The sequence below is a fragment of the Streptomyces sp. NPDC002577 genome, assembly GCF_053594815.1.
This window is the reverse complement of sequence record NZ_JBSFWK010000062.1, coordinates 19,638-33,861: the sequence shown is the minus strand read 5'-3', so window position 1 is coordinate 33,861 and position 14,224 is coordinate 19,638. Positions and strand designations below refer to the sequence as shown.

The following is a 14,224-nucleotide window of genomic DNA, read 5'->3' as shown; positions in this document are numbered from 1 at the left end:
AATGAGCCTGTGATTGTCAGCGTTGGCCCAGTAACGCCATCTACGAGATGTTGAAAATGAGGCACATAGGTTCAATCAGCGGGCTCTTCTGGAAGCGATGGTCACCGTCGGGCGAGTAGTGTCGAAAAACTTCCGGAAATGAGCTTGCCGGGTTTATGCAGCGAACCGCCCGCGATACAATACATAATTGTGGCGTGTATTAGCCGAGGCGGAGTCGTTTCTGCCGACGTCGGTCGTCATCGGGCAGCGGCGTTGCCATGATCTGGGAAATATTGGTCCTGGGTTTCGTACTCGGCCTCGACAATTTCCGGGTGTCGATCGCGCTCGGCACCGTCCCATTCGGTCTGAAGCGCGCGGTGCAGGTTGCGCTGACCTTCGGACTGTGGGACGCGATCATGCCCCTGGTCGGGCTGTTGATCGGTCGCCAGATCGGGGAGGCCGTCGGGGACGTCGCCGATTTGGTGGGCGCGGCCGCGCTCGGCGGGTACGGTCTCTACCTCGTCGTCTCGGCCCTTCGGAACCCCGAGCCGGACGAGTTGGACCACCCATGGGCGTTGTTCGGCATCCCGTTGACGCTGAGCCTGGACAACTTGTTCGCCGGGGCGAGCCTGGGGGTCCTTGGGCTCTCGCCGTGGTTCTCGGCCGCCGTCTTCGGCGTCATGACGGCGGTGATGTCGCTGGTCGGGCTGCAACTCGGGCGGGCCGCGGCGCGCCTCGTCCGGATCCGCTCGGACCTGCTGAGCGGGGTCACCTTGATCATCGCCGCTGCGGCGCTGCCGTTGTGGTTCGGCGGCTGACCCGCTCACTCAACGCAGGAAGATCGTCAGCCCACGAGTCAGCGTTGGCGGCCTCACCCGTTCGGGCGACCAGGTCGTGGTCGGGCGGCAGGCAGCAGACCGGGTCGGTGCGAGCGGGGGACCAGCGGAAGATCGTCGGCCCGCGAGTCGGCGTTGGCGGCCTCGACCGCCCGGGTGACCAGGTCGTGGTCGGGCGACAGGTAGCAGACCGGGTCGGTGCGAGCGGCGTCACCAGTGAGCAGGAACGCCTGGCAGCGGCACCCGCCGAAGTCCAGGTCCCGCCGGAAGCAGCTCCGGCAGGGCTCCGGCATCCAGTCGGTCCCCCGGAACGCGGTCATCACCGGGGACTCGGCCCAGATCCGCTCCAGCGGGTCCTCCCGCACGCTGGCCCGCGGCAACGGCAGGGACTGGGCGGCCGGGCAGGGCAGCACGTCGCCGTTCGGCGTCACGGTCAGCTGCCGGGAGGCCCAGCCGCCCATGCAGGGCTTCGGGTAGCGGCTGTAGTAGTCGGGGATGACGTAGATGACGTCCATGCGGTCCCGCAGCCGCTCGCGGGCAGCCCGCACGACGACCTCCGCCGCCTCGAGCTGGGCCCGGCTCGGCAACAGCGCGTCACGGTTTCGCCAGGCCCAGCCGTAGTACTGGGTGTTGGCCAGCTCCAGCCGGTCGGCGCCCACCTCCTCGGCCAGCCTGAGCACGTCGGCGACGCGGTCGATATTGGGCCGGTGCAGCACCACGTTCATGGTGAGCGGCCAGCCCAAATCCTTGACCACGCCCATCGCCTCGATCTTGCGTTGGAAGGACGGGGTCCCCGCGATCCGGTCGGACGCAGTCGGTTCATCGGCCTGGATGCTGATCTGCACGTGGTCCAGGCCGGCGGCCCGCAGCTGCTCGGCCCTCGGACGCGAGAGCCCGAGAGCGCTGGTGATGAGGTTGGTGTAGAGGCCCAGGTCGTGGGCGTCCGCCACGATCTCCGCCAGGTCGCGCCGCAGCAGCGGTTCCCCGCCGGACAGGTGGCACTGCAGAACCCCGAGGTCGCCGGCCTCGCCGAGCACGCGCCGCCACTCGTCGGTGGCCAGCTCGTCCTGGTAGCCGGCCATGTTCAGCGGGTTGGAGCAGTACGGGCAGGCCAGCGGGCAGCGGTAGGTGAGCTCGGCGAGCAACCCGAACGGGCTATCCATCGGTGAGCTCCAGCCAGCGCCGGGCGACGAGCCGGGTCACAAACTGCCGCACCTCGTCCTCGGGGACGGTCTGGTAGCTGGTGCCCAGCTCGGTCACGATCTCGGCCACGGTGTGCCGCCCGTCGCACAGCTCGAGAATGGCCGCGCCGCTGCCGTTCAGAACCACCACTGTCTCGGGGTGCAGCAGGACCTTGCGCTGCCTGGTCCGGCAGAAGGTCAGCCGGACATGGCGCGCCAGCCGGGGCCGGTCCGAACCGGACACCTCGAGGCCGGGCGGGGTCCCAGTTCTGGTCTGGGTCGTTCCCGTATGGGTCGGGTCCATGGCGGTCACTCCGGGTAGGCCTGGTCGATGGCGTCCATCAGGCTCCACAGGACGTCACACTTGAACGACAGCGCGTCGACGGCGCGCGCCTGGGATTCGGCGGAGAGGCAGTACGCGGTGACCACCTCGAGGGCGTGCTCGCAGTCGCGGGGAGCCTGCTCCAGGCGGGCGCGGAAGTAGACGAGGCCCTCGGGGTCTATCCACGGGTACCACCGCTCGAACGCGGCCAGCCGCGCCGCCATCAGGTCGGGTGCGAACAGCTCGGTGAGCGAGGACGCCACCGCCTCCACCCACGGCCGGGTCCGGGAGAAGTTCACGTAGGCGTCGACGGCGAACCGCACCCCGGGTACCAGGTGCCGGTGGTCCCGGACCTCCTCGCGGGTCAGCCCGGCGGCCTCGCCGAGGCGCAGCCACGCCTCGATGCCGCCCTCGCCGGCGGCAGTGCCGTCGTGGTCGACGATCCGCCGGATCCAGCGGCGGCGGACCTCGAGGTCGGGGCAGTTGGAAAGGATCGCGGCGTCCTTGCGGGGGATGTTCTCCTGGTAGTAGAAGCGATTGGCCACCCAGCCTCGGATCTGCCGGTGGCTCAGTTGGCCGGCGTTCATCCGGACGTGGAACGGGTGCTGGTCGTGGTATCGCCGCGAGTGGGCCCGCAACGTCTCGACGAAGCCGTCGGCGCCGATTCTGGTGGTCGTTGTCGTCACGGCTCTACACCTGGACCTCGAGGCCGTCCATGGCCACTTCCATGCCGCTCTCCTCCACGGTACGCCGCTCGGGCGCGTCCTCCAGGAGGATCGGGTTGGTGTTGTTCATGTGTACGAAGATCGTCCGCCCCACGCCCAGCGACGGGAGCTGCGCCAGGCTGCCGTCCGGGCCGTCGATGGGCAGATGGCCCATCTCCCGGGACGTCTTGCCTGCCAGGCCGAGCCGTACGAGCTCGTCGTCGCGCCAGCAGGTCCCGTCGATCAGCAGGCATGCGCAGCCCTCGATCTCCTCGTGCAGCGCCGGAGTCAGCGATTGCACCCCTGGGAGGTACACCAGTCTCCCGCCGCTGCGCTCGTCGGTCAGCCGGTAGCCCACGACGCGGCCGTGGTCCACCCCGGCTCCGAACCGGTCGCGCTTGACGGTGGGCACGTCGAACGCCCGGCAGGAGAGCCCGTCCGCCAGGGCAAGGCCGGCGCCGGGGGTCACGGCACGCCACTCGACCGGGCAGTAGCGCTCGAGCGTACGCAGAATCCCGGAGCCGTCGGACAGGGTCTTGCGCACCGCCGGTGTGGCGTACAGCCGCAGGGCGCGGGCCTCGCGCAACAGAAGCAGGCCCAGCGTGTGGTCCAGCTCAGCGTCGGTGAGCAGCACCGCCTCCAACGGCGTCGTCCGGTCGTCGTGCGGGTGCAGGCCCGGGAAGGCCTCGATCTGGGCGCGGAGGTCGGGCGAGGCGTTGATGAGGAACCACCGGCGGCGGTCGGCGCTGACCGCGACCGACGACTGGGTGCGCGCGAGGCCGGCCCGGGAGCGGACCGCGGCGCACACCGGGCAGCCGCAGTTCCACTGGGGGGAGCCGCCCCCCGCCGCCGAGCCCAGCACTCGCAGCAACACGCTGGCACTTCCGTTCCATCGAGGATGCGCGTCCGTGAGGATCCGGATCCGTCGTCGGCGCGGCCGTCCGTGGCCGTCTCGAGCCGTCGGAGGGCGCCGGACCAGGTCCGGCGCCGTCCCACGACCGCTAGTCCTCCAACTGAGCGAGGTACATGGTCACCTCGGCCGCGACTGCGATCTCGTCGAACTCGGGTGTCTCCCACACAGCGAGCTGGGTCTCCATGGAGTCACCTCCTCTCGGCCGAATGCGGCAAGGCTCCGGTCAACGCGCTACGACGGTTCCGGGAGGGCGAAGACGAGCAGGGCGCTTCCGTGCCCCGCGCCGAGCATGCCGGGAAGGAACCCCTCGGCCCATGCGCCCCAACCGACCGGCACGGCGATGTACTGCCTGCCGTCGACCATGTAGGTGGTCGGGCTGCTGTGGTGGCCGCTTCCGCACTGGAACTGCCACAGCTGCTCCCCGGTGCGGGCGTCGAGTGCGTTGAACTCGCCGGAGGGCTCACCGGCGAACACCAGGTCGCCGCCGGTGGCCAGCACCGAGGCGCACATCGGGAGTTCGTTGCGCCAGCGCCACTTCTCCTCGCCGGTGGCGTCGAACGCGCTGATGGACCCCGCCATGTCCTCGATGTCCACCTGAACGCCCGCACCCCAGTACGGAATGCTCTCCTTGAACTCCCGACGCCGCCGGGTGGCCGTGGCGCCGGTGTCCTGGACGGGGACGTAGAAGAGCCCGGTCTTCGGGCTGTAGGCCGCATGGGTCCATTCCTTGGCGCCGGCCGGACCTGGGTAGAAGTGGACCGGTTCTCCCTCCTTGTCCGGGTACACCTTCGCTGTCACCTTGCCGTCCCTCGTGATCGCCCCCCATGTGATGCGGTCCACGAAGGGGGTGATCCCGACCCTCTCGCCGTTCGTGCGGTCGAGGACGAAGAAGTAGCCGTTCTTGTCGAAGTGCCCGAGCAGTTTGCGCCCGTCCTGCTCGAACAGGATGCACTCGGCGATGCTGTCGTAGTCCCACACGTCGTGCGGGGTGCACTGGTAGTGCCAGCGGATCTGACCGCTGTCGACATCGACGGCGATGACGCAGTCGGTGAAGAGGTTGTCGCCCTCGCGTACCTCTCCGTCGAAGTCGGGCGCCGGGTTGCCGGTGCCGACGTACAGCAGGTTCGTCTCCGGGTCGAAGGTGCCGGTGACCCAGCAGTTCGCCCCACCCCGTGCCCAGGCCTCGCCTTCGGCGGGCCAGGTCTCCGAGCCCGGCTCCCCGGGCTTCGGCACCGTGTAGCAGCGCCACTGGTGCTCGCCGGTCTCGAGGTCGAACGCGTCGAGGTGGCCCCGTACGCCGAACTCACCGCCGGAACTCCCGACGATGACCATGTTCTTCACGATCAGCGGGGCGAGCGTGGCGCTCTCCCCGGCCCGGACGTCACCGTATGTCTTGTCCCAGACTCGCTTGCCGGTGGTGGCGTCGAGCGCGAGCACACGAGCATTCGCCGTGACGAAGAAGACCTTCCCCTGGGCCACGGCGACCCCACGGTTCACGTTCCCGCAGCACAGGGAGACGTCGAAGGGGACCGCATGCTTGTACCGCCAGATCTCCACGCCCGTCTTGGCGTCAAGGGCCCAGACCCAGCCGTCCCAGCCGGAGAGGAACATGACTCCGTCGACGACGATCGGGGCGGCCTCGAACGAGTAGGTCGACGCGCCCGCGATCAGGCCGGTCGTTCCGGCCTGGAAGACCCATGCGGGGACCATGCGCTTGACGTTCTCCGTGTTGATCTGATCCAGCGGGCTGTACCGCTGCCCGTTGTAGGCGCCGTAGTAGGTGAGCCAGTTCTGGGGTTCCTCGCGGGCATTGAGTATGCGCTCGTAGTTGACCCCGGCCACTACCGGCGGCGCGACATCCCCGCCCGCGACCTTGCCACTCAGGGTTCCCTGATCGACAGCCTCACCCGCGTCCACGTAGTCGACGGTCACTTCCTCCACCTCCTACTTCTTGCTACGGCCGCGGCTGTTCGGGACGATCGAGGCGAGCCTCCGGCGGAGCGTCTCCCAGGACGACGATGGCGCCGGTCAGCCCCCGGCCCTCGTCATTGCCCGTGGGCGAGCTGAACCAGTAGTAGCCCGGTCCGTCGAGGTTGAGGGTCGCGTGTCCGCGTGAATGGTTCACCAGCCAGATGAACTTCCGGTCGCCATTGCTCGGCAGGAGCGCGCAGTGCGTGTTCATGTCGTCATTGACGAGCTCGAGCTCGATATCGCCCCCATGGGGCATGACCAGAATGTCGGGATCCCAGGTCAGCTCATCCGGGTGGATGCGAATGGTGGCCTCCATGTGGCCATCCGATTTCTCGGTAGCCAGTGCAATGCGTCCGGTTCCCAGCACTTGACCCAGCGCTGCCTTGTTCTGTGCGTCCAACCCGATCTGGTCCAGCAGGTCGGCCCGCTCCTGCGCGGTCGTCATCGGGGCTTCACTCTCCTCATCCCGAATCTCTGTGTCCGCTTCGCATCGGCCGCGCTGAAGGAGACACCTCGCGGCCGGTTGCACACCTCCGCTCGGCAAAAATGTTCTCCGAATTGACCTCGATTTATTTTGCGTCGCCCGATGCCGGATGCAATCGGTGGTCAAGGAGCGCGCTATGACGGATGAATCACACCGAAAAGGGTGAGAAATTAACAACTAAAATCACACGCTACGCCGGGTGAATCACACCGACAAGGGTGAGCCCCAATTCGGGCCGGCTCATGCCGTTCGTCCGCGACCAGGTACCGTTCGTACCCGATGTGCGACCGTTCGGAGGAGCCGGGCTGCACTGCACCGCGTCGTGCCGGGGGCGGCAGCAGACCCGATCGATGGTCGCCGGTCGACACCGGCTGACCGGTCACGACGCTCTCCCGACGTCCGGGCCCCGATGGAGGATCAAGCGAGGTCGTACCGGTCGAGGTTCATGACCTTGGCCCACGCGGCGACGAAGTCCTGCACGAACTTCTCCCGTGCGTCGTCGCTCGCGTAGACCTCCGCGACGGCACGCAGCTCGGAGTTCGAACCGAAAACGAGGTCGACGCGGCTACCGGCCCACTTGACCTCGCCGGTGGCGCGATCGCGACCCTCGAAGGTTTCCGCGGTCGCGGATGTCGGCTTCCATTCCGTACCCGTGTCGAGCAGATTCACGAAGAAGTCGTTGGTCAGCGACCCGGGCGCCGAGGTGAAGACGCCCAGCGGCGACTGCTGGTAGTCGGCGCCCAGCACCCGCAGGCCACCCACGAGAACGGTCATCTCGGGCACAGTCAGGTCAAGCAGGTTCGCACGGTCGACCAGCAGGTGCTCCGACGGCAGCCGGTTGCCCTTGCCGCGGTAGTTGCGGAACCCGTCCGCGGTCGGCTCGAGCGGGGCGAAGGACTCCGCATCGGTCCACTCCTGCGTGGTGTCCGTGCGTCCCGGAACGAAGGGGACCTGGACGTCGTAGTCGGCGGCCTTGGCGGCCTGCTCGATGGCGGCGGCTCCCCCGAGCACGATGAGGTCGGCCAGCGAGATCTTGTTGTCCCCGGTCTCGGAGCTGTTGAAGGATTCCTGGATCCCCTCCAGGGTGCGCAGCACCTGTGCCAGCGTGTCGGGGTCGTTGACCTCCCAGTCCCGCTGCGGCTCGAGGCGGATGCGCGCGCCGTTCGCCCCGCCACGCTTGTCGCTGACGCGGAACGTCGAGGCCGACGCCCACGCGGTCGAGACGAGCTCGGAGACGGACAGCCCGGAGGCGAGGATTCGGCTCTTGAGCGCGGCGATGTCCGCCGCCCCGACGAGCTCGTGGTCCACGGCAGGGACCGGGTCCTGCCAGATCAGCGTCTCCCGGGGGACCTGCGGTCCGAGGTAGCGCTGGATCGGGCCCATGTCGAGGTGCGTCAGCTTGAACCAGGCCCGGGCGAACGCATCCGCGAGCTGGTCCGGATTCTCCAGGAAGCGCCGCGAGATCGGCTCGTAGACCGGGTCCAACCGCAGCGCGAGGTCCGTCGTCAGAATCGTCGGGGCGTGTGTCGTCGATGGGTCGTGGGCGTCCGGCACGGTGCCGGCTCCGCCGCCGTCTCTCGGGATCCACTGCCACAGACCGGCGGGGCTCAGCTCCAGGTCCCACTCGTAGCCGAACAGGGTCTCGAAGAAGCTGTTGTCCCATCTCGTCGGGGTGGGTGTCCACGTACCCTCGAGCCCGCTGGAGATGGCGTCCTTGCCCTTTCCGGTGCCGTAGCTGCTCTTCCAGCCCAGGCCCTGCTCCTCAAGGGGGGCGCCCTCGGGTTCGGGGCCGAGGTAGGCATCCGGGCCGGCCGCACCGTGTGTCTTGCCGAACGTGTGGCCGCCCGCGATCAGCGCGACGGTCTCCTCGTCGTTCATCCCCATGCGCCGGAACGTCTCGCGGATGTCCCGTGCCGCGGTGAGCGGGTCCGGGACGGTGTTCGGTCCCTCCGGGTTGACGTAGATGAGGCCCATCTGGACGGCGGCCAGAGGGTTCTCCAGCTCCCGGACGCCGCCGTGGCGTTCGTCGCCGAGCCAGGCGCGCTCGGGACCCCAGTAGATGTCCTCGTCGGGCTCGAAGACGTCCGCCCGGCCGCCGGCGAAGCCGAAGGTCGTGAAGCCCATCGTCTCCAGGGCGCGGTTGCCCGCGAAGATCATCAGATCGGCCCAGGAAATCTTACGGCCGTACTTCTTCTTCACGGGCCAGAGCAGCCGGCGCGCCTTGTCGAGGTTGCGATTGTCCGGCCAGCTGTTCAGCGGCGCGAAACGCTGCATGCCGGCGCCCGCGCCTCCGCGGCCGTCGTCGATGCGGTACGTCCCGGCGCAATGCCACACCATCCGGATCATGAGCGGCCCGTAGTGGCCGAAGTCGGCCGGCCACCACTGCTGCGACGTCGTCAGCACCTCGTCGACGTCCCGCGCCAGGGCGTCGAGGTCGAGCGTCCGGAACTCCGCCGCGTAGTCGAAGTCCTCGCCCATGGGGTCGGCCATGGGCGGGTGCTTTCGAAGGATCGTCAGGTTGAGCCGGTTCGGCCACCAGTCGCGGTTGCTCGCGCCCCCCGTCGGATGACCGCGGTGCCCGGCCGAGGCAGAGAGGCCGAGGCCACCCGCGCTCCCAGCGTTCGTATCGCCGACAACGGCGTCCGGACTGTCAGACACGAGAACTTCCTTCCAGGGCCAGAGGTTCTGCCAGGGAACTCAGATGTCCAGCGCGCGACGCACGGCCGGCGCGTTCCGCCGGGAGACCGGCACCATCTCGTGTCTCCGGTCATCCATGACCAGAGACAGCTCGCCCTTGAGCCCGCGCTCTATTTCGCGGATGCGGCTGAGGTTGACCACATACCGGCGGTGCACCCGCAGGAAGCCGACATCCGCCAGCTCACTGTCGAGCTTGTCCAGACTCAGAGAGGCGGCTCGCAATCGCCCCTGATCGGTGGAGAGCCACACGTCGTTTCCCTGCGATTCGGCGAAGGAGACCTCCGGCAGCCGCAGCAGCACCATCCGGTTGTCGCGCATCGCAACCAGTCGGCGCGGCTGCACCCGAGGGTGCGCGGACCCCTCCGCCTGGGGCAACTGCGCCCCGTCGGAGGCACCGAACGAGACCAGGTTCCCGATCAGGTGCCCGGCCGAGAAGACGGGTCGGATGCTGATCGATGTCGGCTCGTCGGCGAGGTGGGCGAAGATCTGCGTCGAGCCGACCCAGTCAGGATTGTGGGCTGCCTGCCTGCTGGCATACCGGGCGGCTGTGATCAATTCCGGCAGCCCGGGGTTCCATCGCAGCGTGGGGTCGATCGCCGGGGTGCATGCTGGCACGCCCAGGAGCACGCTTGCCATGTCGTCGGCGATCACCACCTTGCCCGCGGTGTCCACAGCGGCGAGCGCCGCACTGGAGTGAGCCCTGGCCTGGGTGTAGGCCGCGACCAACTCGGCACCGCTGTCCCGGGCGCGCCTCTTCAGCGGGTACCGGGTCATGGTGACCGCGTTCGCCAGCCAGCTTTCCGTGGACGCGGGAAGCTGGCAGCGCCAGCAGCAGATGTTCAGGACCGCGATCGGTTCTCGGGTCACCACGTCACGCACCGCGATGCCCGCGCAGACCCAGTTGTGGAACGCCTGGCACCAGTGCTCCGCGCCCCTGATCGGTACCGGGCCGTACGCCTCGAGCGCCGTGCCCATGCCGTTCGTGCCGACCGCGCACTCGGACCAGCAGAACCAGGGCGCCAGATTGCAGTCGTCGGCTCTGGCGAGCGTGGCTTGATCACCCCACTCGGCCAGGATCCGGCCATTGGCATCGGTGACGGTGACGATGCCACCGAGGTTGCCCACTTCATGTGCCACGGAGGCGGCACGAAAACCCAGCTCGGCGAATACGGCATCGTGCTCGGGCGTACGGTCCGGCTCCGCGACGGCTGGCGGAGCCTCTGTGAGGTGAGGATCGACCCGGTATTGCTCTCGGCAGCGATGCCAGGAGATCGCCACCAGGGGCCGGACACCCGGGACCTGGTCCTCGCCCTGCACGAACCGTTCCCACGCCTCGAGCACGGTGCCGCTGCCCAGGTTCGCCGAGATGGGCTCAAGCCGATGTACATCCCTCATGGTTCAGAACCCTTGGTCCATCCCCAACGCCCGACGGCGTGCATGCGGTAGCACCGGTCGCCGCTCGTCGCGGCCGGGCCCACAGCGCACTGGACACTGCGTCGCGCGTCTTCCTGCTTCGTCACTCGTTCCAGGCTGTGTCACAGACCTGCCACTACCCACCCTAGGTACCGTTGTCGGGCTGCGCACGTTCCTCTCCGGGCCATGCGCGAAATGTCGCGTCCCGGCCAGCTGCGGACAGTGCACCCGCGGACGGGTGTGCGGCTCACAGCAGTCAGTCCACCCGGTAGATCGGTACGTAGATCGGTACTCGGAGCAGCGCCTGTCCCCCGCCGGACGCGCAAGTTTTCTGCCGATATCGGCTTCTGGTGAGCCACGCGATGCGCTTGTCCTCCCGCCCGGCGAAGTCGCGGTCGACCAGGTCCGGCGGTCGGGGTGCCGACGGCTCCGGCACGGTGGTGCGGCGCCGCCGGCCGCGGATGACGCCCTCGATCCCGAGGTCGGCCATCAACCGCTTGGCGGTGCAGCGGGCCACGGCGACGCCCTTGCGCCGCAGGGCAGGGGTGATCCGGCGGGCATCATAGGTGCCGCCCGAATCGGCGTGGACGTGTTCGGTCAGCGGCATGAGCTGCTCGAGGGCATCCACCGGATGAAGGACGCGGCCCGTATCCGACATTCCCGGGCCCAGAGCCGCCCGCTGCGGGTGACCATGCGCGCGGTGAGCTTTCGAACGAGGCCCGGCCGTACATCGTCGCCGGACGACCGGCGAACAGCTCACCAGATGGACACCCCTGGCCTGTGCCGCCGCCCAGATCGTGACGATCAAGCCGGATCATGGAACTGCGGACAGAGCCAAATTCAACGAGTCTCAACACTCGGCTGACCGGCCTTGCTGGACTGTGCCCGGACAGACGCCCGCCTACGCACCCGCGCCGGTTGCCACCCTCGTCGCCGGCAAGCCGTCCCCGTGCCGAGCCGTTCACCGCGCGGAGTGAACCTGATCCCGCCCGCAGGGCCCGGAACCTCGCACACCAGCCCGGGATCCCGGCCCGGTAGCACACTGGCACTCCCAACCCTCCTCTGTGTCCAAGGGAGATGTTCGAATGACCGGACCAACCGCCGCACCCGAACTGCGGACGGGCCGCTGCCAGTGCGGCGACATCGCTTACGGGGTGACCGGCACCCCGGACGACCCCCACCTGTGCTCGTGCAAGCACTGCACGCTCATCTCAGGCTCGCCGGCGATGGCCTGGGGCGGGTTCCGCAGGGACGAGCTGACCTGGACCGGCCCCGCAGGCGAGCCGACCTGGTATGCGACCTGGCCGACCCTGCACCGCGGCTTCTGCCCGCGCTGCGGGACCCACCTCGTCTCCGTCGCCGACGACTCGGCGATGATCTTCAGCCTCGACGAGCAGGGCGGCCTCGAGCCGGTCGGGCACAGCTTCCGCCAAGTCGCCGTGCCGTGGATGAACATCGCCCTCGCCCCCGACCCGCTTCACCAGTAGCGCTGCGCGGCCGCTCCCCGGCCCGCGCCGGGTGAGCCGCCCATCATGCGGAGCATGGAAAGCCCTCCGGTCCGCAAGAACCGCACCAGGAGCACGGCGGCGAGGACGAGGAAGGCGATGTTGAGCCAGGTGGTGTAGTTCCAGCTGACGCCTTCCATGGGGAGCTTCGCGGTGGCCTGGTCGGGGATCAGGCCGAGGCCGCCGAAGGCGAACTCCACGATGTATCCGGCGATGACCATCGCGAGGTAGAAGGTGCCGAGGAGGAAGGCGGCCGTCTTGGCGCCGTAGTACTTGCGGTAGATATTGAGGATCGGCAAGATCAGCAGGTCGGCGAAGATGAACGCCACCACGCCTCCGAAGCTGATGCCGCCCTTCCACAGCACCACTGCCAGCGGCACATTGCCGATGGAGCACACGAAGGAGGCGATCGCCACCAGCGGGCCGACGATCGGGCCCCACAGCTTGGCGGCGAGCGGGTGGCCGTCGAAGAAGAAGGCGCGCCAGAACGAGTCCGGGACCCAGGCGGCGATGGCGCCGGCGATGAGCAGGCCCATGACCAGGTCGCGCAGGATCGCCGCCCATTCCATGACGAATACGTGGCTGGTGGCGGTGAAGCCCTCGCGGGAGAGCAGGCGCCGGGGGAAGGAGCCTTGGCGCTGAATGGACATGTCCATCGCGGCGTGGCCCTCCATCGCCCCGGCAAGGCCCCGTTCTGCCTGTTCGCGTGCCTGGCGCAGGAGCTGCTCGCGCAGGAACAGGCGGAACAGAACAGCCAGAAGAATGATCATGATGGGGCCGCCGACGAACTCTGCGGCGGTGAACTGCCAGCCCATCAGCAGCGCCAGGATGACGCCGAGTTCGACGACGAGGTTGGTGGAGGCGATCTCGAAAGCCATCGCGGCGGTGAAGTTCGCGCCCTTGCGGAACAGCGAGCGGGCCAGCGCCACCGCGGCATAGGAGCAGGAAGAGGACGCCGCGCCCAGGCCCGCGGAGACGGCGAGGGTGCGGGGCCGGTCGTCGCCGAGCAGGGAGACGACGGTGGCCTTGCGGACCACGGCTTGGACGACGGCGGACAGGGTGAAGCCGAGGATCAGGGCCCAGGTGATCTCCCAGGTCATGGCCCCGGTGATCGACAGTGCGTGCAGTACTGCGTGCATCTGTGAAGCCTTCCCTCCAAGGTGCGGCGTACGGCCCGGGGACACGCCCGTGTCGGAGGCCCTGCTGTCGGCCGGGGCGCCGCCGCAGTGAGGCGGCGCCCCGCCGGGGGTCAGCCGACGTGCAGGGTCAGGGCGGCGGTGTGGAGCGTGCCGCCGGTCTGGAACTGCAGGAACAGCCGCCAGTTGCCGGACGTGGGCAGCTCGGCGTGGAAGTTCAGGTCCGGGCCGCCGTGGTCGCCGGTCACCTTGGTGGTCGGGTGGAGATGGGCGAACGCGGTGTCGCCTTCGTGGAAAGCGGTCAGGTGGGCGTAGGTGTCCAGGTAGGGCTGCAGGTCGGTGACGGGCTTGCCGTCCTTGGCGATGGAGACGGTCAGCGGGTGCGCCATCCCCGCCATGGGCTCGCCCTTGACGGTGACGGTGTACCCGTCGACCTGCGTGCTGCCGGCGGGGGCGGGCAGCGGGGTCTTCGTGGCGTTGCCGGGCACGGTGACGGTGTGCGAGAGGACGAAGTCCTTGCCCTTGCCGGCCCCGGCCGTGGGGGTGAAAGAGGCGAAGATACGCCAGGATCCCGGGGTGAGGGAGGCCAGGCCGGCACTCCAGGTCCCGTCGGCGGCCATAGTGGGGTGGATGTGCTGGAAGCCGGTCAGGTCGGAGCGGATGGCGTAGAAGTGCATCCGCTTGGTCTGGTCGACAGCGAAGTCGGTGACCGGCTTGCCGTCCGGGCCGGTCACCGTGAACCGGTAGGCGGTCTGCTTGCCCGACGGCAGGGTCGCGTCCTTGGAAGTGAGGCGGTAGCCGTCCTGGGCGGCCAACAGGCCGTTGCCGGTGGCCATGTGGTCCATGCCGGGCATGTCACCCATCGCCTGCGCTGCGCTGGGCGAGGAGGACGCGGAAGACTTGGCGCCGTGGCCCATGCCGGGCATGGACGACGAGGAGTCGCTGGAGGAGCCGCAGGCGGCCAGCGTCAGCGCGAGAGCGGCAGCGGCGCCGGCCGCTGCGAGGCTGCGGCGGCGCGTGGTGGAACGGGAAGAAGAAGACATCGACGTGGGTCTTTCCGGGTGGGCGCACCACACCGGTGGT

The 14,224-nt window shown here is 68.8% G+C and carries 14 protein-coding genes; 2 read left to right on the top strand and 12 right to left on the bottom strand.

Annotated elements, in window-relative coordinates:
• The first annotated feature begins 311 nt into the window (after nt 1-311).
• Nucleotides 312-797, top strand: a complete 486-nt coding sequence (locus ACWD4J_RS40420; RefSeq protein ID WP_451400546.1) for a manganese efflux pump MntP — start codon at nt 312-314, stop codon at nt 795-797.
• A 53-nt stretch (nt 798-850) separates the two neighbouring features.
• Here the strand turns inward: ACWD4J_RS40420 and pqqE are convergent, their stop codons facing one another.
• The 10 genes from pqqE to ACWD4J_RS40370 all read right to left on the bottom strand — a co-directional run bounded on the left by pqqE (nt 851) and on the right by ACWD4J_RS40370 (nt 11,128).
• The gene (gene pqqE / locus ACWD4J_RS40415; RefSeq protein ID WP_451400545.1) at nt 851-1,978 is read right to left on the bottom strand and encodes a pyrroloquinoline quinone biosynthesis protein PqqE; all 1,128 of its coding nucleotides are present in this window, start codon (nt 1,976-1,978) and stop codon (nt 851-853) included.
• The gene (gene pqqD, locus ACWD4J_RS40410) at nt 1,971-2,300 is read right to left on the bottom strand and encodes a pyrroloquinoline quinone biosynthesis peptide chaperone PqqD (protein ID WP_451400544.1); all 330 of its coding nucleotides are present in this window, start codon (nt 2,298-2,300) and stop codon (nt 1,971-1,973) included. Before pqqD ends, pqqE begins: the two co-directional genes overlap by 8 nt.
• A 5-nt stretch (nt 2,301-2,305) precedes the next feature.
• Entirely contained in the window at nt 2,306-3,004 is a 699-nt protein-coding gene (pqqC, locus tag ACWD4J_RS40405; protein ID WP_451400543.1) for a pyrroloquinoline-quinone synthase PqqC, read from the bottom strand.
• A gap of 4 nt (nt 3,005-3,008) precedes the next feature.
• Entirely contained in the window at nt 3,009-3,896 is an 888-nt protein-coding gene (pqqB, locus tag ACWD4J_RS40400; protein ID WP_451400542.1) for a pyrroloquinoline quinone biosynthesis protein PqqB, read from the bottom strand.
• 127 nt (nt 3,897-4,023) lie between these two features.
• Entirely contained in the window at nt 4,024-4,119 is a 96-nt protein-coding gene (pqqA, locus tag ACWD4J_RS40395) for a pyrroloquinoline quinone precursor peptide PqqA (protein WP_451400541.1), read from the bottom strand.
• Between the two features lie 47 nt (nt 4,120-4,166).
• The gene (locus ACWD4J_RS40390; protein WP_451400540.1) at nt 4,167-5,876 is read right to left on the bottom strand and encodes a PQQ-dependent dehydrogenase, methanol/ethanol family; all 1,710 of its coding nucleotides are present in this window, start codon (nt 5,874-5,876) and stop codon (nt 4,167-4,169) included.
• A gap of 13 nt (nt 5,877-5,889) precedes the next feature.
• Nucleotides 5,890-6,351, bottom strand: coding sequence for an MSMEG_3727 family PQQ-associated protein (locus ACWD4J_RS40385; protein ID WP_451400539.1), 462 nt, complete (start codon nt 6,349-6,351; stop codon nt 5,890-5,892).
• A 456-nt stretch (nt 6,352-6,807) separates the two neighbouring features.
• Complete coding sequence (gene katG / locus ACWD4J_RS40380; protein ID WP_451400538.1) at nt 6,808-9,048, bottom strand: catalase/peroxidase HPI; 2,241 nt, start codon at nt 9,046-9,048, stop codon at nt 6,808-6,810.
• A 39-nt stretch (nt 9,049-9,087) separates the two neighbouring features.
• Entirely contained in the window at nt 9,088-10,482 is a 1,395-nt protein-coding gene (locus ACWD4J_RS40375) for a LytTR family transcriptional regulator DNA-binding domain-containing protein (protein WP_451400537.1), read from the bottom strand.
• Between the two features lie 274 nt (nt 10,483-10,756).
• Nucleotides 10,757-11,128, bottom strand: coding sequence for an IS3 family transposase (locus ACWD4J_RS40370; RefSeq protein WP_451400536.1), 372 nt, complete (start codon nt 11,126-11,128; stop codon nt 10,757-10,759).
• A gap of 457 nt (nt 11,129-11,585) precedes the next feature.
• On the opposite strand from ACWD4J_RS40370, the gene ACWD4J_RS40365 reads away from it, so the two are divergent.
• Nucleotides 11,586-11,987, top strand: coding sequence for a GFA family protein (locus ACWD4J_RS40365; protein WP_451400535.1), 402 nt, complete (start codon nt 11,586-11,588; stop codon nt 11,985-11,987).
• Here the strand turns inward: ACWD4J_RS40365 and ACWD4J_RS40360 are convergent.
• Both ACWD4J_RS40360 and ACWD4J_RS40355 read right to left on the bottom strand, forming a co-directional pair.
• Nucleotides 11,978-13,144 (bottom strand): permease, encoded by a 1,167-nt coding sequence (locus ACWD4J_RS40360; protein ID WP_451400534.1) that lies wholly within the window; start codon nt 13,142-13,144, stop codon nt 11,978-11,980. The genes ACWD4J_RS40365 and ACWD4J_RS40360 overlap by 10 nt on opposite strands.
• A 110-nt stretch (nt 13,145-13,254) precedes the next feature.
• On the bottom strand, nt 13,255-14,184 hold the full coding sequence (locus ACWD4J_RS40355) for a hypothetical protein (protein ID WP_451400533.1): 930 nt from the start codon (nt 14,182-14,184) through the stop codon (nt 13,255-13,257).
• Nucleotides 14,185-14,224 lie beyond the last annotated feature (40 nt).